21 protein-coding genes and 2 pseudogenes are annotated in these 26,037 nt (G+C 40.9%); 14 read left to right on the top strand and 9 right to left on the bottom strand.

Translation table 11 applies throughout. From position 1 onward, the window contains the following. Window positions 1-66: 66 nt before the first annotated feature. From MN869_RS10585 to MN869_RS10575, 3 genes and pseudogenes are all read left to right on the top strand, one after another. On the top strand, window positions 67-1,347 hold the full coding sequence (locus tag MN869_RS10585) for an aspartate kinase (RefSeq protein ID WP_004805971.1): 1,281 nt from the start codon (window positions 67-69) through the stop codon (window positions 1,345-1,347). A 237-nt stretch (window positions 1,348-1,584) separates the two neighbouring features. Further along, window positions 1,585-1,812 (top strand): annotated as a pseudogene (gene csrA, locus MN869_RS10580) (carbon storage regulator CsrA); the annotation flags it as partial. Then, window positions 1,813-2,178, top strand: a pseudogene (locus MN869_RS10575) (cytochrome b/b6 domain-containing protein); the annotation flags it as partial. Window positions 2,179-2,220: 42 nt separating this feature from the next. On the opposite strand, the gene MN869_RS10570 reads toward MN869_RS10575, so the two are convergent. The 4 genes from MN869_RS10570 to MN869_RS10555 all read right to left on the bottom strand — a co-directional run bounded on the left by MN869_RS10570 (window position 2,221) and on the right by MN869_RS10555 (window position 7,691). After that, window positions 2,221-3,219 carry an adenosine deaminase gene (locus MN869_RS10570; RefSeq protein ID WP_005204754.1) on the bottom strand — a complete coding sequence of 333 codons (999 nt, stop codon included), beginning with the start codon at window positions 3,217-3,219 and terminating at the stop codon, window positions 2,221-2,223. Between the two features lie 125 nt (window positions 3,220-3,344). Next, window positions 3,345-4,664: an NCS2 family permease gene (locus tag MN869_RS10565; RefSeq protein WP_004805960.1), complete on the bottom strand. Its 1,320-nt coding sequence runs from the start codon at window positions 4,662-4,664 to the stop codon at window positions 3,345-3,347. Window positions 4,665-4,989: 325 nt separating this feature from the next. Beyond that, on the bottom strand, window positions 4,990-5,175 hold the full coding sequence (locus MN869_RS10560; protein WP_004805957.1) for a hypothetical protein: 186 nt from the start codon (window positions 5,173-5,175) through the stop codon (window positions 4,990-4,992). A 317-nt stretch (window positions 5,176-5,492) separates the two neighbouring features. Next, window positions 5,493-7,691 carry a TonB-dependent siderophore receptor gene (locus tag MN869_RS10555; protein ID WP_033133663.1) on the bottom strand — a complete coding sequence of 733 codons (2,199 nt, stop codon included), beginning with the start codon at window positions 7,689-7,691 and terminating at the stop codon, window positions 5,493-5,495. 283 nt (window positions 7,692-7,974) lie between these two features. Between MN869_RS10555 and MN869_RS10550 the strand changes: the two genes are divergently transcribed. Next, window positions 7,975-10,047, top strand: coding sequence for a TonB-dependent receptor (locus tag MN869_RS10550; protein ID WP_033133662.1), 2,073 nt, complete (start codon window positions 7,975-7,977; stop codon window positions 10,045-10,047). A 158-nt stretch (window positions 10,048-10,205) separates the two neighbouring features. After that, window positions 10,206-10,427 (top strand): DUF6500 family protein, encoded by a 222-nt coding sequence (locus MN869_RS10545; RefSeq protein WP_033133661.1) that lies wholly within the window; start codon window positions 10,206-10,208, stop codon window positions 10,425-10,427. On the opposite strand, the gene MN869_RS10540 is transcribed toward MN869_RS10545, so the two are convergent. Genes MN869_RS10540 through MN869_RS10530 form a run of 3 tightly spaced genes read right to left on the bottom strand, consistent with a single transcriptional unit; the run spans window position 10,424 to window position 14,098 of the window. Further along, on the bottom strand, window positions 10,424-11,893 hold the full coding sequence (locus tag MN869_RS10540) for a sulfite reductase flavoprotein subunit alpha (RefSeq protein ID WP_033133660.1): 1,470 nt from the start codon (window positions 11,891-11,893) through the stop codon (window positions 10,424-10,426). The two genes, MN869_RS10545 and MN869_RS10540, sit on opposite strands and share 4 nt — an antisense overlap. A 9-nt stretch (window positions 11,894-11,902) precedes the next feature. Then, entirely contained in the window at window positions 11,903-12,493 is a 591-nt protein-coding gene (locus MN869_RS10535) for a PepSY-associated TM helix domain-containing protein (protein WP_033133659.1), read from the bottom strand. A gap of 33 nt (window positions 12,494-12,526) precedes the next feature. Beyond that, window positions 12,527-14,098 carry a DUF2271 domain-containing protein gene (locus MN869_RS10530; RefSeq protein WP_033133658.1) on the bottom strand — a complete coding sequence of 524 codons (1,572 nt, stop codon included), beginning with the start codon at window positions 14,096-14,098 and terminating at the stop codon, window positions 12,527-12,529. Window positions 14,099-14,413: 315 nt separating this feature from the next. Between MN869_RS10530 and MN869_RS10525 the strand changes: the two genes are divergently transcribed. From MN869_RS10525 to MN869_RS10515, 3 genes are all read left to right on the top strand, one after another. After that, a complete protein-coding gene (locus MN869_RS10525) occupies window positions 14,414-15,301 on the top strand; it encodes a DUF4198 domain-containing protein (protein ID WP_033133657.1) in 888 nt (295 codons plus the stop codon). 121 nt (window positions 15,302-15,422) lie between these two features. Continuing rightward, window positions 15,423-16,424: an AraC family transcriptional regulator gene (locus tag MN869_RS10520; protein WP_241345133.1), complete on the top strand. Its 1,002-nt coding sequence runs from the start codon at window positions 15,423-15,425 to the stop codon at window positions 16,422-16,424. A 97-nt stretch (window positions 16,425-16,521) separates the two neighbouring features. Next, window positions 16,522-17,145: a sterol desaturase family protein gene (locus MN869_RS10515; RefSeq protein WP_033133655.1), complete on the top strand. Its 624-nt coding sequence runs from the start codon at window positions 16,522-16,524 to the stop codon at window positions 17,143-17,145. Between the two features lie 63 nt (window positions 17,146-17,208). Here MN869_RS10515 and MN869_RS10510 read toward each other — a convergent pair whose 3' ends face one another. Then, window positions 17,209-17,541, bottom strand: coding sequence for a multidrug efflux SMR transporter (locus MN869_RS10510; RefSeq protein ID WP_005204777.1), 333 nt, complete (start codon window positions 17,539-17,541; stop codon window positions 17,209-17,211). A gap of 100 nt (window positions 17,542-17,641) precedes the next feature. After that, window positions 17,642-19,522: a tRNA uridine-5-carboxymethylaminomethyl(34) synthesis enzyme MnmG gene (gene mnmG, locus MN869_RS10505; protein ID WP_033133654.1), complete on the bottom strand. Its 1,881-nt coding sequence runs from the start codon at window positions 19,520-19,522 to the stop codon at window positions 17,642-17,644. Between the two features lie 252 nt (window positions 19,523-19,774). On the opposite strand from mnmG, the gene MN869_RS10500 reads away from it, so the two are divergent. The 6 genes from MN869_RS10500 (at window position 19,775) to purD (ending at window position 25,917) form a co-directional block, all read left to right on the top strand. Further along, complete coding sequence (locus tag MN869_RS10500) at window positions 19,775-20,167, top strand: hypothetical protein (RefSeq protein WP_005204781.1); 393 nt, start codon at window positions 19,775-19,777, stop codon at window positions 20,165-20,167. 176 nt (window positions 20,168-20,343) lie between these two features. Next, a complete protein-coding gene (gene prmA, locus MN869_RS10495) occupies window positions 20,344-21,249 on the top strand; it encodes a 50S ribosomal protein L11 methyltransferase (RefSeq protein WP_033133653.1) in 906 nt (301 codons plus the stop codon). 14 nt (window positions 21,250-21,263) lie between these two features. After that, complete coding sequence (locus MN869_RS10490; protein WP_033133652.1) at window positions 21,264-22,127, top strand: DUF3426 domain-containing protein; 864 nt, start codon at window positions 21,264-21,266, stop codon at window positions 22,125-22,127. 373 nt (window positions 22,128-22,500) lie between these two features. Beyond that, on the top strand, window positions 22,501-22,770 hold the full coding sequence (gene fis, locus MN869_RS10485; protein WP_001086304.1) for a DNA-binding transcriptional regulator Fis: 270 nt from the start codon (window positions 22,501-22,503) through the stop codon (window positions 22,768-22,770). Between the two features lie 82 nt (window positions 22,771-22,852). Then, a complete protein-coding gene (gene purH / locus MN869_RS10480) occupies window positions 22,853-24,427 on the top strand; it encodes a bifunctional phosphoribosylaminoimidazolecarboxamide formyltransferase/IMP cyclohydrolase (RefSeq protein WP_033133651.1) in 1,575 nt (524 codons plus the stop codon). 203 nt (window positions 24,428-24,630) lie between these two features. Then, window positions 24,631-25,917, top strand: a complete 1,287-nt coding sequence (purD, locus tag MN869_RS10475) for a phosphoribosylamine--glycine ligase (RefSeq protein ID WP_033133650.1) — start codon at window positions 24,631-24,633, stop codon at window positions 25,915-25,917. The last annotated feature ends 120 nt before the right edge of the window (window positions 25,918-26,037 follow it).

The raw sequence follows: 26,037 nt of genomic DNA, 5'->3' as shown, positions 1-26,037 counted from the left end.
TAAAGACTTCACTTTTGTGTAACTGACCCTGATGCCTCTCAGGGTCATGGCTTATATGGAACAACTATGGCTTTAATCGTTCAAAAATATGGCGGTACCTCTATGGGTACTCCTGAGCGCATTTTAAATGTTGCTCATCGTGTCAAGCGTTGGCATGATCATGGTCACAAGGTGGTCGTGGTTGTATCAGCAATGAGTGGTGAAACTAACCGCTTACTTGCGCTTGCCAAAGCCATTACTAGCACCCCTGACCCACGCGAATTAGATCAAATGGTGTCAACGGGTGAACAAGTAACGATTTCCATGTTAGCTATGGCACTTAATTCTATTGGTGTAGAAGCTAAATCATATACAGGTCGTCAAGTTGGTATCAAAACTGACAGCGCGTTTACCAAAGCACGTATTGAATCCATTGATACTGATGTAATGACCGCTGATCTAGATGCTGGTCGTGTCATCGTCGTTGCCGGTTTCCAAGGTTATGATGCCAATGGCAATATCACAACTTTAGGTCGCGGTGGTTCAGATACTTCAGGCGTTGCACTTGCAGCAGCACTAAAAGCAGATGAATGCCAGATTTATACCGATGTAGACGGTGTTTATACCACTGACCCTCGTGTAGCGCCTAAAGCAAAGAAAGTTGACCGTATTTCTTTTGAAGAAATGCTAGAAATGGCATCTTTAGGTTCGAAAGTTTTACAAATTCGCTCTGTTGAATTCGCAGGCAAATATCAGGTGCCATTACGTGTATTATCAAGCTTTGATAACGATAATGATGGCGCATTTGATGAAGATTTCAAACAAAACGTAGGTACACTAATTACGACTGAGGCGGAAGACGATATGGAACAACCAATCATCGCAGGTATTGCATTTAACCGTGACGAAGCAAAACTCACTATTTTAGGTGTTCCTGACGAACCAGGTATCGCATCTAAAATCTTATCACCGATCAGCAATGCCAACATCGAAGTGGATATGATTATCCAGAATGTTGAAGAAGACGGTACAACAGATTTTACTTTTACCGTGAATCGTAACGACTTGGCGAAAGCAAAAGCAATTTTAGAACAAACTGCAAACAGCATCGAAGGTTGTGAAGTTGTGACGCGTGATGACATCGTAAAAGTGTCAATCGTAGGTGTTGGTATGCGTTCTCACGCAGGTGTAGCGAGCAAAATGTTTACTGCATTAGCTGAAGAAAGCATTAATATTCTCATGATTTCTACATCAGAAATCAAAGTTTCTGTGATCATCGAAGAAAACTATTTAGAATTGGCAGTTCGTTGTTTACATACAGCTTTTGGCCTAGATCGTGAACACGGCGAAAGCAGTGCACGTGCTTAATTAATAGCTGCTTAAACATATTTACTCGCAAGTAAATAAGAAAAAAAACAGAGCCACTATAGTTTTTCTTATAGTGGCTCTGTTATATTAGCCTTGAGGTTTTTAAAAAGACTCTCACAGAACTTACGAAAAAAAATGTTTTTTACATATTTCTGTTAGAGTTTTCTGTATATTAGGCTGTACTTTCAAACAATGAATTCCCTGTCGCAAGTTTAAGCGTTTAGCAAGGAGATAAACATGCTGATTCTGACCCGTCGTGTCGGAGAAACATTAATGATTGGGGATCAAGTCAGTGTTACTGTGCTTGGCGTAAAAGGCAATCAGGTGCGTATTGGTGTAAATGCTCCAAAAGAAGTTTCTGTGCATCGTGAGGAAATTTACCAACGTATCCAACATGAACGTGCCATGCATGAGCATCTGCAACATCTTGATCAAGATTATCAACATTCTTATGAAGAAGAGAATGTCGTTATCCGTATTTTTTGGCGCTATACCCACCCTGTACCTGAACTACCAAACACCATGTCGCCGCTGATGAAAATGTTGGCGCATGTTGGACATTTATTCCTTTATTTAATGTTATTAGCGTTGCCAATTACTGGCTGTTTATTTAGTTGGAGTGCTGGCCACCCTGCTCCAGTTTTATATTTATTCGAAATTCCACGTTTAGTACAAGACAATCCAGAATTACTAGCAATTGTTAAACCTCTACATATTTATCTTTCATGGTTCGCTGGCCTACTCGTTGCCGGACATGCTTTGGCTGCCATCAAACATCATCTGATTGATAAAGATAATGTCTTGCTCAGTATGCTACGCCAGCCCAAATAATTCTTCAGATATAAAAAAACCGCTTTACGCGGTTTTTTTAATTTAGATCTTTTTCACTTCTGCAATCCACTTTTGCTTTTCTTCATCCGAAATGAATGAAGCTTCAAAAGAGTTGATTGCCAGTTGCTTTAATTCATCATTGCTTAAATCCAAAGCTTGCTGAATCGCCACAAAGTTATCATTCATATAACCACCGAAATATGAAGGATCATCTGAGTTCACAGTAACATGTACGCCCTGCTGCAATAAACGGCGGATGTTGTGCTCACCCATGTCTTTTACAACACAAAGCTTTAAGTTACTTAAAGGACAAACTGTTAAAGGCATTTTCTCAGCGATTAAACGCGCCATTAAGCGCTCATCTTCTTCAGAACGCACACCATGATCAATACGGTTTACTTTTAACAAGTCTAAAGCTTCCCAAATATATTCTGGTGGGCCTTCTTCACCCGCATGTGCCACGATCAAGAAACCAGCTTCACGGGCTTTAGCAAATACACGCTCAAATTTTGCTGGAGGATGTCCAACTTCGCTTGAGTCTAAACCGATCGCAATAATGTCATCTTTGAATGGCAATGCTTGCTCAAGCGTTTCAAATGCTTTTTCTTCACTTAAATGACGCAAGAAACACATGATCAACTGAGAACTAATTCCTAGCTTTGCTTGTGCATCTGTACAGGCACGTTTTAAGCCAGCCAACACAGTTGCAAATTCAACCCCACGTTCAGTATGCGTTTGTGGGTCGAAGAACATTTCGGTATGTACCACACGATCTTCAGCACATTTCTCGAAATATGCCCAAGCAAGATCATAAAAATCTTGTTCAAGCACCAGCACATTTGCGCCCGCATAATAAATATCTAAGAAAGATTGAAGATTATGGAAGTTATACGCTTGCTTCACTTCTTCAACCGACTGATAGGGAATCTGAATCTGATTACGCTGTGCAATTGCAAACATCAGTTCTGGTTCAAAAGTCCCTTCAATATGCACATGCAATTCGGCTTTGGGTAAAGCACGAATCAGCTCGATTTGATTCATATTAACTCCACGTCTAAAGAAAAAAGGGTGTTATCGAAATAACGCCCTTTTAGGCTCTCTTCACAGAAAGAGCTGTTATTCAAACAGCTCACAAAGAGAATGATAAAATAATAATAACGATTTGCTTAGCCGCCAAATGCAACAAATTTAAACACCCACAGTGCCGCAATAATCCAAACCATATAAGGAACTGTCTTTGCTTTTCCTGTCAGTAGTTTCACCAATGCATAGCTGATAAAGCCCATCGCGATACCATCTGCAATTGAATAGGTAAATGGCATAAATACGATGGTTAAAAAGGCAGGAACAGCTTCAGTAATATCATCCCAATCGATATGTGTGATCCCTTGGATCATCAACACACCAATAAATAACAATGCGGGTGCTGTTGCAAAACCTGGAACTGATTGAGCCAATGGTGCCAAGAACAAGCAACCAATGAATAGGAATGCAACAACGACTGCGGTTAAACCCGTACGTCCACCTGCCGCAACACCTGAAGCTGATTCAATATAAGGTGTAGTTGACGATGTACCTAAAGCAGCACCCGCTACGATTGCAGTTGAATCTGCAAATAATGCCTTCTTCAAACGTGGTAATTTACCATCTTGAAGCAGGCCTGCGCGATGTGACACACCAACTAAGGTACCTGTACTGTCAAATAAATCGACAATAAAGAAGACGAAAATCACCCCAACCATACTGGCGGTAAATAGACCTTCGAAGTCCATTTGCATAAAGGTAGGTGCTAGAGAAGGAACTTGACCGACAACACCCTTGAACTCATTCAAGCCCATTGCAGTTGCAATCGCAGTCACAACCAGAATACTAAGAATGATCGCACCACGTACTTTAAACTGATGCAAAACTACTATCATTAAAAAACCAAATAAGGCCAATAAGACTGTTGGCTGTTTGATATCGCCTAGACCAACCAAGGTCGCTGGATTATCAACAATAATGCCTGCATTTTTCAGTGCAATTAAAGCAAGGAATAAACCAATACCACCACCAATTGCAAATTTCAGAGACATTGGAATTGCATTGACAATTGCTTCACGAATTTTAAAGAAGCTAATTGCAAGGAAAACCAACCCTGACACAAAAACTGCAGCTAAAGCAGTTTGCCAAGGCACGCCCATGCCTAAACAAACAGAATAGGTAAAATAAGCATTTAAGCCCATTCCAGGTGCAAGTGCGATTGGATAGTTCGCAATAATCCCCATGACCAAACACCCAATTGCCGCAGCCAAACAGGTTGCAACAAACACAGCACCATGATCCATGCCAGTTTCAGAAAGAATGAGTGGGTTTACAATGATGATGTAACACATCGTCAAGAATGTAGTTACACCTGCTAGAACTTCCGTTCTAAAGTTGGTTTTGTTTTCGCTCAGCTTAAATAAGCGTTCTAACAAACCAGCCGAAGCATTAGGCGTTGTCATAACATAGCACCTGTTGAAATCTAAGATCGTAGAATATGAAATCTATACGTTTGTGTTTGCAATCTTTTTTGAATGTACACAAAAAGGTATACAAGGCTAAAAGCAATCTATATGCCAGCTTTGCGCTTGTTACACAGAAGATATGTATAAATTCGATTCCGATATCAAAACGTAAAAAGCCGCATATCAACATGCAGCTTTTTATTTAATGGTAAATATTTTAACAGATTCTACTCAAAACTTGAGTATCACAATACAAAAAAAGCGTATTTCACGATCAAACTCAGATGATTGAATCAGCAATGCTCTTTATTGGCACATAAAACTACTGATTACGCTGATAAGAGGATAAATGCGTATGTTGATTATGCTGTATCGTATTCAAGCTGTTTTCGGCATCTTGAACAATTTTCATTAGCTCTTGGCGTTTCTTGGTTTGGGCATCAACATAGGTGACATAACCCAAAATAAATACAGAAAAAGCCAAAGCGATTGCAATCTTAATCTTCATTATTATTATCTCTATTATAAAGTTTTCTTTAATGCTAACAAAAAAGACTGAAAAGGAGAACAAAAACGCATATTAAAATCACAAATGATAACCACATCACAATTATACAGTTATTCTAATAAGTTTTTTGCTTAATTTTCACTCAATCAAATATTAGAATATTCCAGTTTTTTTAGCAATGACATTTTATATAATTCAATAAGATAGATATAAACTATATCTTTATAACAGAAAAAACTGTTCATTTTCAGCAGCTAAAAACAAGAAAGCACTTTTGTCTAGACAAAAGTGCTTAAAGTCACATTAACGTGTTTAGATTAGAACTGGTAGTTCAAACGCACCAAGAAGTTGCGTGGTGTACCTGGCATTGACTCTGAACGCCAATATTCTTTATTGGTCACATTATTGACAGCGAATGTAATGTTCCAAGGATCTGCACTATAGCCAATCGCAGCATCTAGTCGAGTAAACCCAGCAAAGTCAGTTGGTTCTCTATCTAGGTTTCCGTTTGGATAAATTTTGGCATCACCGACATAAGTTGCCCCCACTTCACCATAAATCTTATCTGTTGGTAGATAACGAACAAAGAGATTACCAGTATGGTGAGGCGTATTATTTAACTCTTTTCCAACATTTTGTGGCTTGGGATCTTTAGAAACCTCCGTGTCCATATAGCTATAACCACCACGTACAAACAGATTATCTAAAGCACGTCCAATAAAGCTAAATTCAATCCCCTTGGACTGGTGCTGCGCACCAACAGCCCACTTTTCTGGCTCATCTGGGTTTGGCTGGTAACGGATATTGTTCTTACGGATGTCAAATACAGAAAGCTGGGTATTTAAACGATCATTCAGCCAATCACTTTTTATACCAACTTCGTATTGTTCATTGTATTGTGGTTTAGCATCAAATGTATCTACATCTGTATTTGCTGAAACAACACTTACTCCCACTCGCCCACCAAATGGCGCGAAGCTTTTACTATAAGAGGCATAAAAGCTCTGACTTTCTACAGGTTGCCAAATAAAACCTATATTTGGGCTAAAGCTCTCACCATCAATACGACGATGATAGTCCAGAGACTCACGTGATTTTAAACGGTTGGTGGTTTCAGATTGATAATAGTCATAACGACCACCCAACATGACTTTAAAATAATCATTAAAACTAATGAGGTCTTGGATGAATACACCATAACCTTCACCTTGGTTATAGTTATGTGTATTTAATATTAAGTTACCCGAACCTCTAGAACTGCTGCGCTCACCAGTTAACGGATTTACATAGCCATAGATAGCACCACCATCTTTCTTATTGGCTAAAAGCGGCTCACGTTGTTCATAAGTCCAGTCTGCACCAACCAATAAATTATGTTTAATACTGCCTGTATCAAACTCACCACGGATATCAAAAGTATTGCTAGTGGTTTTATTATCGGTTTTCTGCCAATAATAAATTTGTGAGATATCACCGACATGGCCTTTACATGTTCCAGCATTAGTTACCGTTGTACTTTCTGTCGCACATAATCCACCCGCATAAAAGTGATCAAAGTTTTGCTCTGCTTGACGATAACTTAGTGCCCAATGAAAATTCCAATTTGGTGCAAACTCGTAATTCAGGTCAGAACGCGCAACTTGTAAAACATCATTTACATAGTCTCCATCTTGGGCAAAACCTGTTTTAATCGAGGTTCCCTTCGGAAGTGCTGTATAAGATGGTCCACGATCCGGCACACGATGTAATTTATCGTAGGTATATTGCATGGTCCAAGTTAAACCCTCATCATTTTTATAAGTAAAACTTGGTGAAAGCATTTCGATTTTATTTTCAATGCCTGAACGGAAACTATCTGACTCTCCATATTCTCCAGTTAAACGTACAGCAACGTTATCTGTGAGCACTTGATTGAAATCTACTGTTGTTCCATAGTTATCATATGAACCACCGTAGATACCCACCGAGCTTTTTGAATCAAAATTGGCGAATTTACTCACCATATTGATTACGCCACCACCCGAACTACGACCATATAGAACCGACGCAGGGCCTTTTAAGATTTCAATACGTTCGATATTTGCTGTGCTACGGCGAACCTGACCGCTTTCACGAATACCATCACGATAAATATCGCCTGTATCTGCATTAAATCCTCTTAAGTTAATCCCGTCACCGCGCATGTCATAACTGGTTGATACACCTGGTGTCCCCTGTAGCATGATACTCAGATCATTGGCGCCATAAATTTTATATTTTTGCACATCAATGGTATCGATGGTCTGTGGAATATCTTTTTTCTTAAGACCATTTCGGGTCACACTTGCCTGATCATAATCGATATAACTTTTGATCGGATCAAGCTCGCTCATTGCTTCGATCTTAATGGTTGGCATCACTGCTGTTGGTGTTGGAGCCTCATTGGCAAAAGCATACTGTGCTTGCAACAGCATCATGGTTAACAAGCTAAATTTGAAAATAGGCTTGTGATGCATATTTAAGGGTAAAGAACGCATAAAATTTCTCAAAAAACTCAGACAAAAATTAAAAAAATATTAAAAACAAAAAAACGCTACAATTTTAATAAAAATCATTCTCATTTTCATCATTTTTTGCATTAATTTTTAACTAAACAGGCCATTTATTATTCATTTAAAATTTATGCTTCATTTTCACCTTCAAAGACAATTCTGAAAATAATTTTTAAATCTTTGAGTTCTTAGGAATAAATTCCATTTTTCTACACAATTTTACATTAGGCTACACAGAAAATAATTTGATCATTTTTGGGGTTTGATAATGAAAATTTCTACGTGTTATGGAAAACTGAGTGTACTCAGCTCAGCTTTACTCAGTATAAGTGCATCAATTTATGCTACCGAACCCCAAAGTGAGACTCCCGCTTCCACGGTATCTGAATCAAGTACTCAGGTTCTACCTACCCTTTCATTCAAAGCTTCAGCAGAACCTCAAAAAGCCAAAGATGATGATATTAGTGCTGTACCTAAAACCATCATTACTCAAGAAGAAATGCTGCAATATGGCGACCAGTCGGTTATGGATGCTTTGCGTCGTGCTGCTGGTTTCCAGATACCAAGTTTTGGCCAAGGACCACGCGGCGGTGGTGGCGCTTCGGGCATGCGTTTTCGTGGTGGCGGCGCACCCACATTTTTGGTCAATGGCGAGCCCGTGCAAGGTGGCCCACGTGGTGGTATGTCGGTTATTGATACCATTACACCTGAAATGATTGAACGTATTGAAGTGGTCAAACAACCCAGCGTTGCCCAAGCCTCTGTTGCATCCTCAGCGGTAATCAATATCATTTTAAAAGAACCTCTAGATACCCGCTTAAATGGCTCAGTGAAGCTCGGCTATGGCTTACGCGATAGCGGTGAACAACAATCTGAACGCAAGCAAATCAACATTCAAGCAGACGGTCGTGAAAACCAGTGGTCTTATAGTGTCTCTGCCAATCAAATGTGGATGGACAACACCTCGATCACCAAAACTGAAACAGCAACTGGAACACGAGAACAACTCCGTACCGTAAACCGTACCATGCAGATGTTTTCGCCCCGTTTGCAATACGATCTCGATGATCAACAAAAGTTGATTGCAGAATTGTTCTATCGCAATATTAAAATGGATGGCTATTCATCCAATCAGACTCAAGATGACAAGAACGATAGTATTCGCTTAAACACGCGTTATGAACGTAAAGACAAAGATCTGAGTGATAAAATCCGCTTGTCTGTTGAACGTCAGACAGAAACACAGCTCACCCGCTCGCCACAAAACACAATTTATACCGATGAAACAGTAAATGAGTACGGTCTTGCCTATGATGGGGTCCGTAAATTAGATAAAGACCGTCAGATTAAATTTGGTTTTGATACTCGCAGTAATGAACTCGATAGTAATGTCAGCAAAAGTCTGGATGAGCAACGTTATGCTGTTTATGGTGAAGGTAGCTGGCGTTTTACAGACCGCCAAACGGTGACTTTAGGTGCGCGTCAGGAATGGCTGAATCGTTCAGGCTTGGTTGATTATCAAGATCAACATTTAAGTCCAGTTTTGGCTTATCGTTTTGACCTCACTGAGCAATGGTCAATTCAAACTAACTTGAGCCAAGCATTTAAAAGCCCAAATACCGATCGACTGGTTCCGAACGTGACTGTCTCTACAGACAGTGATGCAGGTAGCTTGAATAATCCTGATCGTGGTGGCAATCCAAACCTAAAACCAGAAAAAATCCGTGCAGCTGAATCCACCCTTGCCTATGATTCTGCGAGTGGTGGTGTGAGTGTTACGGCCTATCATCGTGAAATTAAAGATTACATCGAGAAAGTCATCGCACTTGAAGGCACACGTTATGTGGAGCGCCCACAAAACCAAGATCAAGCGACCACTTATGGCGTTGAGTTGTCTGGACGCTATGCACTCAAACAAACCGAAGCTGGACATGCGTTTATGCTCAATGGGCAAGTGTCAACAGTTCGTGCCAAAATCGAAGATGGGCAACACCGTGAACGCTTAGCCAGTGATGTTGCACCTTATAATACTAGTGCGGGCTTATCCTATAGCTATAAACCATGGCAACTCTCAACCAGCGTGAACGTCAGTTACACGCCTGAATTTACCCGCGCCTTAGATGGTCAACCCTATGATCGCACCACCAATGAACGTTTTAGTTTAGATTTGAGCGCAACCAAACGCTTTAGTCATGGCTGGGCAGCGAGTCTTAATCTCAATAACGTCTTGAGTACCCATTATAAGGAACGCCTCACCAATCAAACAGATGGCAGCTTATATCAGGCGAGAACCAATGAAAGCATTCCATCATTACAGTTCAGCCTTGAGAAAAAATTCTAATTTTCTTGCGCTTTAAAATGATTGAAGTACCGAAAGTCAGCTTAGCTCAAGCTGACTTTTTTAATTTCAAAACAAATATTAAAACTAAATGATGACAATCACTTAGGTTTAGGATGCTATGATCTGCACCAAATTCTGATTAACCACTTAAAAACAAGATGAAAACCGAATTAAAAGCGAAGATCGTTCATATCTGCGATGAAAAAATGGCCAAGAAAGGCAACAATGTCGGACTTTCATTTTATGCTTTCTTTGCCAATAAAAATGATGATCCTGAACTTCTCATGGAGGCTGCTAAATGGTGGATTATGGAGCATCGACTGGATCATTTTGAAAAAGCCAGCAAGATTAAAGCACTGGTTCTAGCTGAATCCGATTAATACACATCGCGTTGATAACGCTGTTGTTGTTTAAGCTGCTCCAGCAAATCAAGACCTAAAATCTCTTTTAAGGCATGATCAACGCCACCCGCCATACCCTTAAGGCTACCACAGACATAAATTGCTGCGCCCTGTGCAACCCAAGTCTGTAATCGAGTGGATTGTGCTTTTAAACAATCTTGTACATAGATTTTTTCGGCTTGATCACGGGAAAATGCATAGTCAACTTGATCAAGAAAACCATGCTGTTGCCAATAATGAATTTCCGTCTGATAAAGATGATCAAATTGCTGCTGTCTTTCACCAAAAATCAGCCAGTTTTGTTTATAACCCCAATGCTCTCTCTGACGTAGATGTGCCAGCAAACCCGCAATCCCCGTACCATTACCAATCAAGATCAAAGGTCGTGCATCATGCGGCAAATGAAAACTTGGATTATGACGAATATGAGCTTGTAAGATTTGGTCTTGCTGCAAGCCTTGTGTCAACCAGCCCGAACCCAAGCCTAAACCTGTTGCCGTACGTTGCTGTCTGACCACCAATTCAATAAAGCCGTTTTCAGCCAAGCTGGCAATCGAATACTCACGCTTAGGTAAGCGCTCAAATTGTGTTAACCATTGCTGAAAAGACTGCTCTGCTTTGCTCGGTAATTTTCTTAAATTCAGCGTGCTTAATTGAGCGATCAACTTAGCATTGATGGGCTGTTGCTGTGATTGCAAAAATGCCTCAACATCATCCAAATTGTTTTCGCATTGAATCTCTAAAATATCACCTGATGACCAAACCAAGTCCTCATCACCAATCAATTGAACTTTATAAATGGGTTCACCGATACTACCTTTATTTAAGCACTGCCGATGCGCAAACTTTAATTGCAGCCTCTGTTCAGAATGGGTTAAATCACTGAACTGCATTGAAGTTAGCTGCTCTAACCCATTCAACCATTGTTCTAAATCACGGCTATTCATTTGATCTACTAAAACCGTATTAAATAAAGCCTGCGCCTGTTGTTGAACTAACCATTGTTCCAGTCGCTGCCCAAACTGACAGAAGTGAGCATAGCGCCGATCTCCCAATGCCAAGATTGCAAAAGATAGATGGGATAAATCTAGGCCTTGAGTAAAAGCTTTATTGATAAAGGATTGTGCACTATCCGGCGCATCCCCTTCACCATAAGTACTGACCACCCATAGAATCCGTTGTTGCTCGCTTAAATCATGGAGACTTAGATCTTGAATATTTCTGACCGCAATCTGATCATCAACTAAACGTAATTGCTCAGCGGTGTGTCTCGCCCAGATTTCGGCATGTCCAGACTGACTGGCATAGACCACCAAATAAGCAGGATGCGATTGCAGCAGTGATTTTGAATTTCTTTGCTGCCAATATAGCCACACAATCACAAAAAGATGCAGACTCAATAATATTGCCAATATAGCAATAACGATCAGCACAGCCTGAGTCATGATGTCCCCTTAAATGGCAAACCAAATGAGTAAAATAATTGCCGCTAAACTGCCTGCTGTGAGCAGCAAATGCGTAATTAAACGGGTTTTAATGGTTAAAAATAAAATATAGCCCGCCAAGGACAATAAAATGATGATGATCGCACTAATATCAATGAGCCAATGCCATGTTGCACCGACATTTTTACCGCGATGTAAATCATTGAGCAATGAAACAGTGCTTGCTGGTTTTTGGGTAATTTCAACTTGACCTTCATCCATCAACACCCAGAGATCTGTTGAACCCGCAGGACTCTCTAAACGAATCATCACCTCCCCATCCATCACTTCACTGCTTTTATAACGCCCAATCAGCGGCTGCTTGTCTCGAACAAAATCCAGAATCGCCGGAGTTGGATTCTCTTGTTTTTGGATGGCACTGACAAAAGCAGCAGGTAAAGTGAGTTTTACAATTTGTTCATCGTTGGGTGATTTAAACCAATCGGGATTATTCAGTAATAGTCCTGTGGCAGCAAAAAAAATCAGTACGATGAAAGCAAATGCAGAGAGCCAGCCATGCACATAGCGTGCATGGCGGTAAAAATCACGGCGTTGATACAAGAGATAAGCCTCGTAAATAAGTAGGGCTTTTAATTAAGCACCACGTTGGAAGTTTAGTTTCAGCGTACCAATTTCTGCCTGTGCAGGAAGTGTTTTTGTTACCGCTTTCGGCCCGACTTCTAATTCAAAACTTTGGTATGAATGATCACCATGCTCACGAGAGGTCTCAATATGGATTAAATATTTACCTGCATCGACAGCTTTACCAGCTTCATCTTTACCATCCCAAGCTAAACGGTACTGTCCTGGTTGGCGTGATGGCTTAGCCACCGCATCCAAGTTTGGCATTTGACGACCATAGCGACGCCACCACACATAATTTGAATTGATCCATTTCTCATCTTTACCCCAAACCGCAAGGGTACGCACTAATTTTTTATCGCTATCCGTCACCCATACTGAAACATAAGGCGCGCGATAATTATCAACAGCGAGCTTAGGAATATTCACTTCAACTTGTGCCTGATAACCTTTAGGCCAAGCGGTTGCTGCACCATTAGCTGCCACATGTCGCATGATCGCAGGTTGATTGGCATCTAAAAGTGTAGACCAACCTGAGCTTTGATAACGACTGCCATCAGTCGCCACCAATTGCGCTTCAAAACCAACCAATTGTTCAATCAGCTGCATGCCTTCCTGAGGCGACATTGCGGTTAAAGCCGTTGCCAAAGCATCCGCATCTGCAGCGCATTGTCCTACGACGACACATTGCTCTACGGTTTGAATTGGCATACCTGTTTGCGGATTAAGCAAATGCGATTGGCCTGCCAACGAACGATAACCTTGCCCACTAAAAGCAACAGCTTGGTCTTTAATATTTAAAACTTGTGTTGGTGCTGTATTATCAAAGCGTTCATTTGGATTCTGAATACCAATTTTCCAGCCCGCTTGTTGTGGTGATTGACCCCACACACGCATATCGCCACCAATATCGATCAAAATCCCCTGTAAATGTGGCACAGCTTGTTTTGCCGCAATCAAGGCACGATCAATGACATAGCCTTTGGCATAGGCATCAGGTGCAATTTTAATGGCTGAATCGAGTTTAATCTGTCTGGTTTTCGGGTTTAACTCAATACTTTGAGTTTTTAATTGGCTTAATAAAGCTTCTTGCGTTTGATCATCCAGATTGTGTACCTGATGACTTTGTTCCCATAACTGAATCAATTGGCCTAAACGTGCATCAAAACCACCACAGCTCGCACTGCGCCATTGTTCACAAGCAGCAATTACCTCATAAAGTTCAGAGGAAGCTTCGATCTGTTGTTCACGATTGAGCTGACTGATTTCACTATCATCACGCCATACCGATAAAATCTGGTCCAATCGTGCCACTTCGTTCTGAATTGCCTGTAATGCCTTTTCTGCATCTTTTTGATGTGCAGTGGTCACAACCACATCCAAAGACGTTCCTAAAATATGATCTTGATGAAAGCTATAACTTGGTGTTTGAATGGGTGCTTGTAAGGTCTGAGCATCTTTTACAGTAGTTTCATTGGCCTGAACTATCGTGACTGGAGACATAAATACAGCAATGGCTGCCATCAACGGAGATAAACGAAATATGAGTAGAACGGGGCGAAAAATTTGTTGCGTTGATGACATCGTTAAGCTTCCATTTTCTAAGATTTAACTCGGCCGACCTACTGACTTTATGCACAGTCAATCGCTCGGCTTCTCACATGAATTACAGCCAAAAGAACATGGAAATGAAATGATTTTATTCTGAATAAAATCAAAAACATTTGATTCATTTGCGACACGCATTTGGGAGATAAAAAACTTCTTAATCTTTGTCTGCCCAATGGCATAAAAACGATTAAAATTTTATCGAAATAATATTGCAACTGATACTCGTTATCAAGTAAATTGTAGCAAATCTTTTGCATTTTTGTTTATTTCTCTTTTAAGGAATTCTTCATGCGTCATCTACTCACTGTTGCTCTATTTTCTGCGCTACCAACTCTGAGCTTTGCTCATACAGCAAGCCCTTTTTTATTGCCAGAAGTGTTCGACAGTAAGGCCGATAGCGTTAGCTTCCAAAGTGGAATTACCGTTGAAAAATTCTTTGTAGCAAGTCGCAACTTTAAAACTGATTATCAGGTGACAACGCCCGAAGGAAAAACCGAAACCATTAAAGCAGCAGCAGAATTAAAAAAATTCAATATTGCAGAAGTCAATTTAACCACGGATGGCACCTATCGTCTTCGTACTGAAAATGCGACAGGCAACCCAACCAAATATGCATTGATTGATGGTCGTTGGTTACGTGTTCGCCCTCAACGCCCTGCCAATGCAAACCCGATGCAGCCACAAGGTAATAATGCAGAGCAAAAAGCAGCTCAAGCACCAGCCAATCAACCGCCACGTTTTATTGCTGAAGACCAAATTCCTGCCAACGCAAAAACAGCACAAACTAGCAATACCTATATTGCTGAAAGTTTTATCACTAAAGGCAAACCAAGTGCTGTGCCTGCTGTGAGCAACAAAGGTTTCGAGTTTAAGTTCCTCACTCATCCAAATGAGTTGTTTGCAGGTGAATCTTTTAAAGCACAAGTGCTCATGGATGGTAAGCCTGTTCCAAATCTAGAAGTTGATGTGTTTAAAGGTGCTAGCAGCTATCAACCCAATGCAAAACGTGAACAACCACATGTTAAAACCAACACCAAAGGCGAGGTTGAAGTGAAGTTTAGTGAAGCTGGTATTTACCTGATTACCACCGCTTATCCTGAAACGAATGCTGACAACACCAAACCACCCATCGCGCAATCTTATACCTACAGTGTAACGGTTGAAGTGACTGAATAAGCCTTTTGACTAAGGTGCTTATCAACGTATAAGTACCTTTATCCTCTGATTTAGTTGCAATCTATTTCTATCTCAAAAAGAACAGCGTATATTGTTTTAAAACACATCTTTAGCCTGTTTTATGACTTCAAAAAAAACCAGTGATGCGGGCATCTTTTTATGGATGGTTTATCAAACCATGCAAAAGATGAATTTAGATGCCGCTGCCATCTTTGCGCGTGTTCATTTACCCGATCAGCCACCTGATAAGTTTGTCCGTCGTGACAACGCCACACAGCAACGCTTTTGGCAAGCCGCAGAACAAATTAGTCATGATCCCGATATTGGTTTACATGTTGGGCACAATGTTCCACCCTTTCGTGGACAAGTGATTGAATATCTTTTTCTCAGTAGTGCAACATTTGGGGAAGGCCTCAAACGAACCATTCGATATCAGGCCTTACTCACTGATGCCATGTCATTTAACTTAGAAATGATAAATGAACATAGAGTGATGATTTCAGGGCTCAATCATCCTGTTCGACACTATTTGGAATGTGCGATTGGTATTTTGCTTAATTTCTTTAAATATATTAGTGACGGAACTTTTACGCCGACTGAAATTGGCCTGCCATATCTAGACGGAGCGGATCAAGAGGAATACCAGAAAATCTGGGGATGTCCTGTCAAACTCGGGCAAGATAATGGCTATATTTGCTTTGATTCAGCACAATTAACGACGCCCTCTGCTGCTCATGAACCAGAACTGTTAAAAGTACATGAACATCATGCCGCCTCACAGCTTGAGCTATTAAACAAACACCAGCTTATAAACGAAATCGAAAAAATCTTGGCCAGTGGTTTATTAGAGTCTGGTGAATTTGATCAGAACATCATTGCCGAACATTTAGGACGTAGCGCTCGTAGCTTAAGAGCAGATTTACAACTATTAAATACCCGCTATGAAAAAGTCATTGCCCATTATCGTGAACGTCTTGCTCGTCGCTTACTTTCTCAAACCGAAGAAAGCATCGACCAGATTGTTTATCTGACTGGTTTTTCTGAACCCTCAGCATTTTCCAGAGCATTTAAACGCTGGACTGGTGAGACCCCAAGCGCATATCGACAGCGTAAACAGACGTAAATTGATTGGATAGGCAGCTTAAAACTGTCAGATCAGTCAAAACTTTTAGCCCTTCTCTTTTTAAAATCCGATCTATGTTAGACGAGGTAATCCAAGCATGATCGGTTTTCCAGTAGGTGTTTTTGTTGCAAATGGTATGGAGTGGTATTTCCACAAAGTCTGGTTACACGAATTTCCAAGCAAAAATAGAAACAGTCCGTTCTTTACCCATATTGCACATCACAAACGTGCTCGCTTAAATGGCTTTCATGATGAAGGCTATGCAGAGTCGATGTTTAAAAACTCTGAAATGTACAATGAAAAATCAGCGCTCATCGGCTTAGCTGCCGCATCCACCATTTTTCTACCGGTTGCGCCGTTCTTTACCGCAGGTCTGTACTACGGCATTTGGAATTATTGGAAGGTACATGCCAAATCACATCTCGATCCAGAGTTCGCTAAAAAACGAATTCCTTGGCACTATGATCATCACATGACCAGCAATCAAAATGCCAATTGGTGTGTGACTAAGCCATGGTTTGATTACATTATGGGAACGCGGGTAATGACCGATGAATCGGTAACAGAAACCAATCCATTGGCGATCAACATGCCGAAATGGCTAGAAAAAAGAGTGAATCGCGTAGCACGCCGTCTCTTACCAAAAGCCTATGCTCAAATTGATGCCAATACACAATTTGATCAACAGAATTTACGCCAAGGGATTGAGGTCGCGTTATAAATACGTTGAAGTAGAAGATTAATTCAAACCGAGTTATGCATGACTCGGTTTTTTGTGGCAAAGCTAATGCGAGCTGGTTTTAGACAGTAAATTAAGAATCAACACACCACTCATAATCAAGACTATCCCAATTATTCCCCAAATATCCAATTTTTGGTCAAATACAAACCAAGCCACAGTCGTAATCAAAACAATCCCAACGCCAGACCAAATCGCATAAGCAACGCCTACAGGAATCGTTTTTAAGGTTAGAGACAAGCAGTAAAATGCAATCACATAACCCACTACAACCACGATGGAAGCAACTGGTTTGGTAAAACCTTCACTACTTTTTAAGGCAGAGGTTGCGATCACTTCTGCAGTAATCGCAATGAATAAAATTATCCAATTGTTCATTTACTCATCCCCTTCAATTAAACAGAATTTGCTTAGCAGAAAAAAACACCCTTTGTAGAAGGGTGTTTTTAACATTTACGACAATAGACGAAGCAGGCAATTAAGCCGATTTCTTCGCCATATTGTTTTTACGGATCGTAATCATCAGTAACTGTACCGCAGCTGGTGTAACACCAGGAATACGACTTGCTTGCGCTAAGGTTTCAGGGCGAACCGTGTTTAACTTTAATGTGATCTCACGTGACAAACCCGAAATACCCTCATATTCAAAATCAGCAGGAATTCGGGTTTCTTCAAGACGTTTTAATTGTGCAACATCTTCATGCTGGCGATTAATATAGCCTTCGTATTTCACCGCGATTTCAATCTGCTCACCCACATGCTCAGACACTTCTGAACCTGTTAATTCAGCAATTTGGCTAAAATTGATATTTGGACGTTTCAGTAAATCGATCGCACTACATTCTTTACTGAGATCTGCACCTGTCATTTCAACGAACTTTTTACCCATTGGGTTATTTGGTGCAGCCCACAAATGTTGTAAACGAGAAGTTTCACGCTCAACCGCTTCCATTTTTTCGCTATATGCAGCCCAACGCTCATCATCAACTAGGCCAAGTTCACGACCAATTGACGTTAAACGCTGATCGGCATTGTCTTCACGTAACATCAAACGGTATTCCGCACGTGAAGTAAACATACGATACGGTTCTTTAGTACCCAAAGTGATTAGATCGTCGACCAAAACACCCATATAAGCTTGATCACGTTTTGGTGTCCACTCTTCTTGTTCCCACGCACGGCGTGCAGCATTCAAACCTGCAAGCAAGCCCTGTGCCCCCGCCTCTTCATAACCCGTGGTACCGTTGATTTGACCAGCAAAGTACAAGTTTTGAATAGCCTTGGTTTCAAGTGTGAATTTCAACGCTTGTGGATTGAAATAATCATATTCAATCGCATAGCCTGGACGCAAGATATGCGCATTTTCCATACCACGAATTGAACGAACCAAATTGAACTGCACGTCAAATGGCAATGAAGTCGAAATGCCGTTTGGATAAAGCTCATGGGTATCTAAGCCTTCTGGCTCCAAGAACACTTGATGTGAATCTTTATCGGCAAAACGATGGATCTTATCTTCAATTGATGGGCAATACCGTGGGCCAACACCTTCGATCACACCGGTATACATTGGTGAACGATCTAAACCGCCACGAATAATTTCATGGGTTTTTTCACTGGTATGCGTGATATAGCAATTCACTTGTTCAGGGTGCATAGATGCATCACCCATAAACGACATCACTGGCGATGGGAAATCACCCGGTTGTGGTGTCATGACAGAAAAATCAACTGTGCGTGCATCAATACGAGGCGGAGTACCTGTCTTTAAACGCCCAACGGGTAATTTAAGTTCACGTAACCGATGCGCTAAAGCAATTGATGGTGGATCACCTGCACGACCACCACTTGAATTTTGTAAGCCGACATGAATCACCCCACCCAAGAAAGTTCCTGTCGTCAATACTACCGTCTTGGTATCAAAACGGATACCCATTTGGGTCACAACACCTTTAACAGTATCGCCTTCAACAATTAAGTCGTCTGCAGCTTGCTGGAAAATATCCAAGTTCGCTTGATTTTCTAAAGTATCGCGAATCGCTGCTTTATAACGTACACGGTCCGCTTGCGCACGTGTTGCACGCACAGCTGCACCTTTACGAGAATTTAGAATACGGAATTGAATACCACCTTTATCCGCTGCGAGTGCCATTGCACCACCGAGTGCATCGATCTCGCGGACAAGATGTGATTTACCAATACCACCAATCGCTGGGTTACAGCTCATCTGCCCCAAAGTTTCAATGTTATGCGTTAACAATAATGTTTGTCTTCCCATACGTGCCGCAGCAAGTGCTGCTTCCGTACCAGCGTGACCGCCGCCAATTACGATAACGTCGTAAACTTTAGGATAGTGCATAGTGGTAAATGTGTATTCAAAAAATGACAGAGCATTATACAGGAGTTTTGCATTAAATTGCCAAAAACAGTCAAGATTGTTGAGGCTTGCAAGCCCCTGTTCTGACTACAGAACATACAAAAAGAAACCTTATGTTGCATTTTCCTCTTAGACTGCACACAGCGATTCATCACTATTAACTTGAACACCACTGTTTTATCTGCCCAGTTTCTTATCCTAAAAAGTGTATAAAAAATACTTTAGGACAATGATATGAACTCAAAGCTTTTATTTTCATCTCTAATTTGTAGTCTATGTTTTAGCGTAGCTGCGCATGCAGATACCAAAGCAAGCCAAGACCAACAGGCCAAGAAATATCAACAGGTCTGTAAAGGCAAAAAACAAGGTGATCCAGTTTCATTTGCATTTAAAGGCGTTGTTTTCAATGGTTCATGTGAGCCTAATGAAGCTGGTAAGTTAGCATTCCAACCACCAACACCTGCATCTAATGCTGCCGTTGAGACTCAAAGTCGTCTCTCAGAAACGCAATCGGCACCTCGCCCAGTCAGTAGTGCACCAGCAGACAATAGCACTGCACCTATGGAATCACCCGCTATCGCTCCTGCACCACCAGTAGCACCTGATGTCGAACAGACTGCACCTTAATGCATAAATGATATAAAAGAAGGCCTAATTTGGCCTTCTTTTATATAAAAACAATATAATAGATTGCATGAGGACAAAATATTTCATCTTAAAATTGTAATCTGTCTACTTTATAATCCCTTTAACAAGCACGAATCCATTACAATAAGCACAAATACATTTATTTAGGTTTTCCTGTGAACTGGCTACAAATTCATATTACTGTTGATCAAAACCAAGTCGAACTGACCGAAACATTACTCCTGTCATTAGGCGCGGTGAGCGTAACTTTAGATGATGCTGAAGACCAAGCCTTACTTGAGCCATTGCCAGGTGAAACGCCACTTTGGAATAAAGTCATCGTCACGGGGATTTATCAACAAGAAGAAGATGATCCAATTGATGTCGATACTTTAGAAGCCTTCTTAAAAGCACAACTTCCAGATGTACCAATGCGCCATGAATACTTGGAAAACCAAGTGTGGGAACGTGCTTGGATGGATTATTATGAACCGATTCAAATTGGTGAAAAATACTGGATCGTACCAGAATGGTTAGAACCACCTGAAGCTGATGCAACCAATATTAAGCTAGATCCAGGCCTTGCCTTCGGTACTGGAAACCATGCAAGTACCTTCTTATGCTTACAATGGCTAGGTAAAACTGATGTTAAAGACAAAGTTGTGATCGACTATGGTTGTGGCTCAGGCATCTTAGGTGTTGCGGCTTTATTACTCGGCGCTAAAAAAGTTTATGCGACTGATATTGACCCACAAGCGGTACTTGCGACAAAACAAAATGCAGAATTAAATGGTGTACTGGATCGTCTTTCTGTAGGATTACCCGAAGAGTTTGATCAAGAATTTAAATCACAACAAGCAGATGTCCTTGTCGCCAATATTTTAGCGGCACCATTAATGGCACTTGCGCCTGAATTCTCAACTTTAATAAAAAATGAGGGCGAGTTCGCACTTGCTGGTGTAATCGAAGAGCAAGTTGCTGATGTTTCTAGTGTTTACTCACAGTTTTTTGATATATTAGAGATCGAAAAGCGTGAAGAAAACTGGTGTCGCATTTCGGGAAAACGTAAAACAACAATTTGAGAACATTGTTACTTATGAGTGAAAAACAAACCCGCTGCCCTAAATGTTCAACTGTGTACAAAGTGACCCTTTCACAACTCAGTGTTGCACAGGGTATGGTTTGTTGTCCGAAATGTGTCATTAACTTTAATGCATTAACCAACTTATTAGAAACAGATAGTGAAGCGATTCCGACACCTGTCAATCGCTCACTTTTTTCTTCAATTCAACCTGACAGCTCGTTTGCAGAAAAACAAATGCAGATTTTGAGCATCTTTGATCAGAAAATTGAAAACTCAAATATTGATTTATTGACCTATCTCAACAACCTCAATTATTTCAATACCGAACCTGTTACTGCCCTACCTAATTTAAATCTGTCTGAAGATACTTTACAAATTGACCATGAGAATAATAATGATAAACAACATGGTTGGCTGTATTACACGCTTTGGGGGCTCGGTAATATTGCTTTAATTTTAGTATTTGCTTTTCAGATTTTATGGTTCAACCCAAAACTGATGCATGAAAGCCCAGCCTTGAATCAGATGTTTAATTATGCTTGCGGCATTTTCTCGTGCAAAACCAGTGATGAACAATATAAATATCTTAGTTTTGAAAAAGTAAAAATTAAACGTGGAGAAAAAGATGCTACTGTTTTTTCAGGTGTACTTCTAAATCATAATGAGAACAGCGTGGCACTGCCTCCTATTAAAGTCGTGCTCAAACAAAACGACGAAGCCGTTTTTAACGTAATGCTCAAACCACAAGATTATTTAGTTGACAGTTTGAAAACGATTCAACGCATTCCAACCAACAGCCCTTTTCGCTTCGAATTTACCCTTCCAAAAAGTAAAAATAGCTTCAATGACTATAGTTTAGAATTTGTACAGCCCTAAAAGCTCAAAAAAGTGACAAAAAAACAAAAAAAAGTGCAGTTAATTTGCTCACTTTTTCGCTGACAGTGGTATGATACGCGCCACGAATGCTTGACCTACTTACTCCTCGTAATTTATAGACAATAAAATCGTTAAACGAACTGTGCTTTTACCCAATAAGCGCATTGTTGGTTTTTTTGTTTTTAAAAGTAGGCGGTAACAAATATTTAACTATTGTTACGCTTATTTTTTACACAGCTCGAGGATTTGTGGCAAGCTAATAGTCCTTTTGTTTTAGAGTCACTGTTTTAGGATCTAAAACGGGGCTCAGTAATTTAGACCACATTTATATCACTTTACCCAAGTGATATTTTGATATTTCGGATTAACACGCATGAATAGCAAATCTCCTATTTTTACGGCTCAATCTGATGTCGCTCTTCGCATCCATGTAGATCGCGCAGTTCGTCATTATTTTGCACAATTGCAAGGTGAGCAACCATCTCAAGTTTATGACATGGTTTTAGCAGAAATGGAGAAACCTCTTTTATCTGTGGTCTTAGAATATACTCGCGGTAATCAAACACGTGCCGCTGAGATTTTAGGCCTTAACCGCGGAACTTTACGCAAAAAGTTAAAAGCTCACGGTTTAATGAGTGAATAATTGATAAAATGCTCACGTTCTCGTGGGCATTTTTTTTGCCTTTTATTTTTAATCTGTAGACTTCAAACTGTTGACTAAAATCATGACTATCAAACGTGCTTTAATCTCTGTATCTGATAAAACCGGAATCGTTGAATTCGCTCAAAATCTTGTAGCTCTAGGGGTAGAAATTTTATCTACGGGCGGTACATATAAGTTGCTTAAAGACAACAATATCGCCGTAGTAGAGGTTTCTGAACATACAGGTTTTCCTGAAATGATGGATGGTCGTGTAAAAACATTACATCCAAAAATTCATGGAGGCATCTTAGCGCGTCGTGGTCTGGACGAAGCAGTGATGCAAGAACACAACATCGATCCGATTGATCTAGTGATTGTAAACCTGTATCCATTTGCAGCAACAGTAGCAAAACCGAACTGTTCACTTGCAGATGCAATCGAGAATATCGACATCGGTGGTCCAACGATGGTTCGTGCCGCTGCAAAGAACCATGCTTCAGTAGGCATTATCGTGAATGCAGCTGACTACGACACAGTCGTTGCTGAATTAAAAGCAAATGGTGCGCTTTCTTACGAAACTCGTTTCGACTTAGCGGTAAAAGCATTTGAGCACACTGCACAATACGATGGCATGATCGCATCTTATTTAGGCGCACGCGTTGGCAAAACTGAAGGCGAAGCGGATCTGTTCCCACGTACCTTCAATACCCAACTGAATAAAGCACAAGATTTACGTTATGGTGAAAATCCACACCAAAACGCAGCTTTCTATGTTGAAGCGACTGCTCAAGAAGCATCTGTTTCTACTGCGAAACAATTACAAGGCAAAGAACTTTCTTACAACAATATTGCAGACACCGATGCAGCGCTTGAATGTGTGAAATCATTTGCGAAGCCCGCTTGTGTCATCGTTAAACATGCAAACCCTTGTGGCGTTGCTGTTTCATTGGACGGCATTAAAGCAGCTTATGATCTTGCTTATGCAACCGATCCTGAATCTGCTTTCGGTGGCATCATTGCATTCAACCGTGAATTGGACACTACGACTGCACAAGCGATTGTAGATCGTCAATTTGTTGAAGTGATTATTGCACCAAGCATTGCGGATGGTGTACTTGAAATCACCGGTGCGAAAAAAAATGTACGTGTGTTGGTATGTGGTGAGCTTCCAGCAATTGACGCTCGTGCAGCACAGCTTGACTATAAGCGCGTGAATGGCGGCTTATTGGTTCAAGACCAAGACCTAGGCATGATCACTAAAGATGATCTTAAAGTTGTGACCAAGCGTGCACCAACTGAGCAAGAAATTGATGATTTGATCTTTGCTTGGAAAGTTGCGAAATATGTGAAATCAAATGCAATCGTTTATGCCAAAAACCGTCAAACGATTGGTGTAGGTGCTGGTCAAATGAGCCGCGTCAACTCAGCACGTATTGCAGCGATTAAAGCGGAGCATGCTGGTTTAGTGGTTGAAGGAGCTGTGATGGCATCCGATGCCTTCTTCCCTTTCCGTGATGGTATTGATAATGCGGCTAAGGCTGGTATTAAATGTATTATCCAACCAGGCGGTTCAATGCGCGACGAAGAAACCATTGCAGCAGCGGATGAAGCTGGTATTGCCATGGTGTTCACAGGCATGCGTCACTTCCGTCACTAATACTACTTTAAAAATTCCGTCTTATTTACCTCCCTCTAAATCTCCCTCCTAAAAGGAGGGAGACTACACCAATATCAATATGGGTTCCCTGTCCTCTTAGGAGATGAGGAACGATTGTAGTTCCGCAAGGGAGAGGTTAAGAGGGACTTTTTTATTCTGAACAGGTATATTCTTAGATACTGAAAAAGGGAAATAACTTAATAATGAATATTTTAGTTTTGGGTAGCGGTGGCCGTGAACATGCACTTGCATGGAAAATCGCACAAGATGCAAAAGTCACTCAAGTGTTCGTTGCACCGGGTAATGCAGGGACAGCAACTGAAGACAAATGTAAAAATGTTGAGCTCGATATTTTAGACAATCCAGCGATTATTGAATTTGCCAAGGCAAATGATGTTGCTTTGGTCATTGTGGGTCCAGAAGCACCATTAGTGAATGGTGTGGTGGATGCAGCACGTGAAGCAGGCTTAAAAATCTGGGGACCAACCCAGTATGCTGCACAGCTTGAAGGCTCTAAAGCATTTGCCAAGCACTTCTTAAAGCGTCATAACATTCCGACGGCTTTTTATGATGTATTTACTGAAGTTGCTGCGGCTAAAGCCTATGTTGAACAACACGGTGCACCAATCGTAATTAAAGCAGATGGTCTAGCTGCAGGTAAAGGCGTGATCGTAGCAATGACCAACGAAGAAGCCTTTGCTGCGATTGACGATATGCTTGCAGGCAACAAATTTGGTGATGCAGGCTCACGTGTAGTGATTGAGCAGTTCCTTGCGGGTGAAGAAGCTAGCTTTATTTGTATGATCGATGGCAACAACATCTTGCCAATGGCCACCTCACAAGATCACAAACGTATTTTTGAAGGCGATGAAGGACCAAATACAGGTGGTATGGGAGCTTACTCTCCTGCACCAGTGGTAACGGCAGAAGTCTTTGAACGTGTCATGAAAGAAGTGATGCGCCCTACGGTTGATGGTATGGCTGCAGATGGTCATGTTTATACAGGTTTCTTATACGCTGGCTTAATGATTGATGAACAAGGTCAACCGCGTGTAATCGAATTCAACTGTCGTTTTGGTGACCCTGAAACCCAACCAATCATGATGCGTTTAAAATCATCTTTGGTTGATTTAGTGGAAGCAGGTATTGCAGGTAATTTACCAAGCGAAGCTGAATGGGATGAACGTAAATCGATTGGTATCGTGCTGGCCGCTGGCGGTTATCCTGAAACGGTTCGCAAAGGCGATGTGATTTCAGGTCTTGGTCAATCTCCAGAAGACACCAAGATTTTCCATGCAGGTACGGCAATGAGCACAGATGGTCATGTCATTACTGCTGGTGGTCGCGTACTTTGTGTGACTGCACTGGGTGATACTGTGCTAGAAGCGCAAATCAATGCCTTAGAAGTTTGTGGTCAAGTCACATTTACGGGGATGCAATACCGTAGTGACATCGGTTACCGTGCCATTGCACGAGAAAAAGCTGAATAAGCTTTGTTGAGCAAAAAAGCCTTCTTCGGAAGGCTTTTTTATTCCATAAACCGCATAAATATGAATTCTATATTCATTATTTAAATATAAAATTCAGAAAAATATATATTTATTATTCAA

The sequence above is a fragment of the Acinetobacter sp. NIPH1876 genome (assembly GCF_022808535.1).
GTDB classification, from domain to species: domain Bacteria; phylum Pseudomonadota; class Gammaproteobacteria; order Pseudomonadales; family Moraxellaceae; genus Acinetobacter; species Acinetobacter higginsii.
Note: the sequence above shows the minus strand (reverse complement) of the source record. Positions and strands in the feature narration are given on the sequence as shown.